The organism is Streptomyces albidus (ex Kaewkla and Franco 2022) (assembly GCF_013870515.1).
Lineage (GTDB): Bacteria > Actinomycetota > Actinomycetes > Streptomycetales > Streptomycetaceae > Streptomyces > Streptomyces albidus.
Window position 1 is genome coordinate 1 of record NZ_JACBXA010000388.1, and the last position, 3699, is coordinate 3699.

Genomic DNA, 3699 nt, shown 5'->3' on the forward strand with positions numbered 1-3699 from the left:
GACGATGCGCAGCAGACTGTCGGCGTCGAGGACCTGCCCGCCCTCCGCGGCGCGGTGCACGCGCGCGATGAGTCCGGCGATCTCGGGGTCCTCGACGGATGCCGTGACGAAGCCCGGGGTGCCACGTATCGAAGTGGTCTCGGAGGCGATGCGGGCGACGAGTCCGGGTTCCGGATAGAGCACGTCGTAGCGCCAGCCCTCGGGAGCGCCCGCGTGGGCCGAGTGCGGAACGCCGGGATTGATCAGCGCGAGCCCCCCGGGTCCGGCATGGTGGCTGGCGCCCAGGTGCCGGAAGGTCTCCACGCCTTCGGCTACGGCCCCGATGGTGTAGGCGTCGTGCGTGTGCCGGGCGAAGGTCTTGCTCCGGTAGCGGGCGCGCAGCAGGTCGACCTCCGGCAGCTGCGGATGCCGCCAGTGCCGTGCGCTCTCACCCGCTTCCATGGATCCATTCTGCGCCGCGTTCCGGCGTTGTCAGCGGTGAGGTGCACGATGGACGTCATGGGTCAGACCTCGCCGGCCTCGGCGCTCGACGTCTTCTCCCCCGCGACCCGGGCATGGTTCACGGGAGCATTCAGCGCGCCCACCGCCGCCCAGGCGGGAGCCTGGCGTGCGCTGGCCGAGGAGTCGGACGCCCTCGTGGTCGCCCCCACCGGCTCCGGCAAGACGCTGGCCGCCTTTCTCGCGTCGCTGGACAGGCTCGCCTCCGCTCCCCCGCCCGCCGACCCCGTCAAGCGCTGCAGAGTGCTGTACGTCTCGCCGCTGAAGGCCCTCGCCGTCGACGTGGAGCGCAATCTGCGCAGCCCGCTGACCGGCATCCGCCAGGAGTCGCTGCGGCTGGGCCTGCCCGAGCCCGACATCCGGGTCGGCATCCGCTCCGGCGACACCCCCGCCGCCGAGCGCCGCTCCCTGGCCCGCCGCCCTCCCGACATCATGATCACGACGCCCGAGTCGCTGTTCCTGATGCTCACCTCCGCCGCCCGTGACGCACTCTCCGGTGTGGAGACGGTGATCCTCGACGAGGTGCACGCAGTCGCCGGCACCAAGCGCGGGGCCCATCTGGCCCTCTCCCTGGAGCGGCTGGACCAGCTGCTCGACCGCCCCGCCCGCCGTATCGGGCTCTCCGCGACCGTACGGCCCGTGGACGAGGTGGCCCGTTTCCTCTCGCCGCAGCGCAAGGCGACCGTCGTGCAGCCGCCCTCCGGCAAGGAGTTCGACCTGTCGGTGGTGGTGCCCGTCGAGGACATGGGCGAGCTGGGCAGCTCCCCCGCCCAGGACAGCGGCGGCCCGGACGCCGGCGGCCCCGGCGGTGGGGGCAAGCCCTCCATCTGGCCGTCGGTCGAGGAGCGCATCGCCGACCTCGTTCAAGCGCACCGCTCCACCATCGTCTTCGCCAACTCCCGCCGCCTCGCGGAGCGTTTGTGCAACAGGCTCAACGAGATCGCGTACGAGCGCGCGACAGGCGAGCCCATGCCCGAGCACCACTCCCCGGCCGAGCTCATGGCCGAGTCGGGAGCGGCCAAGGGCGCGCCGCCGCTGCTCGCCCGCGCTCACCACGGCTCGGTCTCCAAGGAGCAGCGCGCGCAGGTCGAGGAGGAGCTGAAGTCGGGGCGCCTGCCCGCGGTCGTGGCCACGTCCAGTCTCGAACTCGGCATCGACATGGGCGCGGTCGACCTGGTCGTCCAGGTCGAGTCCCCGCCGTCGGTGGCCTCCGGGCTCCAGCGCGTGGGGCGCGCCGGCCATCAGGTGGGGGCCGTCTCGGCCGGAGTCGTCTTTCCCAAGTACCGGGGCGACCTGGTCCAGTCGGCGGTCGTGACCGAGCGGATGCGTGCGGGCGCCATCGAGGCGCTGCGCGTCCCGTCCAATCCCCTCGACGTCCTTGCTCAGCAGCTCGTCGCGATGGTCTCGGTGGACACGTGGGACGTGGAGGAGCTGCTGCTCCTGGTCCGCCGCGCAGCGCCCTTCTCCTCGCTGCCGGAGTCGGCTTACCACGCCGTGCTCGACATGCTCGCGGGCCGCTATCCGTCCGACGCCTTCGCGGAGTTGCGGCCCCGGCTCGTGTGGGACCGGGTGGCGCAGACCCTGAGCGGCAGGCCCGGCGCGCAGCGTCTGGCAGTGACCTCCGGCGGCACGATCCCGGACCGGGGCCTCTTCGGTGTGTTCCTGGCCGGGGCCGACCCCAAGAAGGGCGGCGGCCGCGTCGGTGAGCTCGACGAGGAGATGGTCTACGAATCGCGCGTGGGCGACGTCTTCACCCTGGGCACCACGTCCTGGCGGATCGAGGACATCACGCGCGACCGCGTGCTCGTCTCGCCGGCCCCGGGAGTGCCCGGGCGGCTGCCGTTCTGGAAGGGCGACCAGCTGGGCCGCCCCCTGGAGTTGGGCCGTGCGCTGGGCGGGTTCCTGCGCGAGATCGGGTCCCTCTCGGCGGAGGCGGCCCAGGAGCGGCTGACGGCGGCGGGGCTGGACGAGCTGGCCGTCGGCAATCTCCTGACCTACCTGGACGAGCAGCGCAGCGCCTGCGGCCACGTCCCCGACGACCGCACGATCGTGGTCGAGCGCTTCCGCGACGAGCTGGGCGACTGGCGCATCGTCGTGCACTCACCCTTCGGCGCCCAGGTCCACGCCCCCTGGGCCCTCGCTCTCGGAGCACGGCTCACCGAGCGGTACGGCATGGACGCCCAGGTCATGCACGCCGACGACGGTCTCGTGCTGAGGCTGCCCGACGCCGACCTGATGGGTCTGGACCTGCTGGAGGACGAATCCACGGGCGGAGACTCGGCGTTCGACTCGGGGCAGGCGCCCGTCGGTGTCTCCGACGTCCTCTTCGACAAGGGCGAGGTCGAGCAGATCGTCACCGACCAGGTCGGCGGCTCCGCCCTGTTCGCCGCCCGGTTCCGCGAGTGCGCGGCGCGGGCCCTGCTGCTGCCGCGACGCAACCCCGGCAAGCGAACCCCCCTGTGGCAGCAGCGGCAGCGCGCCGCTCAACTCCTCCAGGTGGCTTCCGAGTTCGGTTCCTTCCCGATCGTGCTGGAAGCGGTCCGCGAGTGCCTCCAGGACGTCTTCGACGTGCCCGGCCTGTCCGAGCTGATGGGCGACATCGAGTCCCGTCGCGTACGGGTGGTCGAGGTCACCACCAACGACCCCTCGCCCTTCGCCCGCTCGCTCCTCTTCGGCTACGTCGCGCAGTACCTCTACGAGGGTGACTCGCCGCTCGCCGAGCGCCGGGCGGCGGCCCTCTCCCTCGATTCCCGGCTGCTGGCCGAGCTCCTCGGCCAGGCGGAGCTGCGCGAGCTGCTCGACGCGGAGGTCCTCGGCGAGCTGGAGAAGGAGCTGCAGTGGCTCACCGAGGACCGCCGCGTCAAGGACGTCGAGGGCGTCGCCGATCTGCTGCGCCTTCTCGGGCCGCTGACCACCGCGCAGTTGCGGGAGCGGGGCGCCGACCCCCAGTGGGCGGCCGACCTGGAGTCCGCCCGCCGGGCGATCCGCGTGCGCATCGCAGGGAAGCAGCACTTCGCGGCCGTCGAGGACGCGGGGCGTCTGCGGGACGCCCTGGGCGCCGCGCTGCCCGTCGGGGTCCCCGAGGCGTTCACGGAGCCGGTGCCCGACCCTCTCGGAGACCTCCTCGCCCGGTACGCCCGTACGCACGGGCCGTTCATCTCCGCCGACGCCGCCGCCCGTTTCGGGCTGGGCACCGCCGTG

At 72.9% G+C, this 3699-nt stretch carries 2 protein-coding genes; one reads left to right on the forward strand and one right to left on the reverse strand.

All coding sequences use genetic code 11. The features are described from left to right. On the reverse strand, positions 1–441 hold a 441-nt coding region (locus H5J26_RS29345; RefSeq protein WP_181768996.1), incomplete at its 3' end, for an AraC family ligand binding domain-containing protein. 57 nt (positions 442–498) lie between these two features. Here H5J26_RS29345 and H5J26_RS29350 point away from each other — a divergent pair. Next, on the forward strand, positions 499–3699 hold a 3201-nt coding region (locus H5J26_RS29350; protein WP_181768997.1), incomplete at its 3' end, for a DEAD/DEAH box helicase.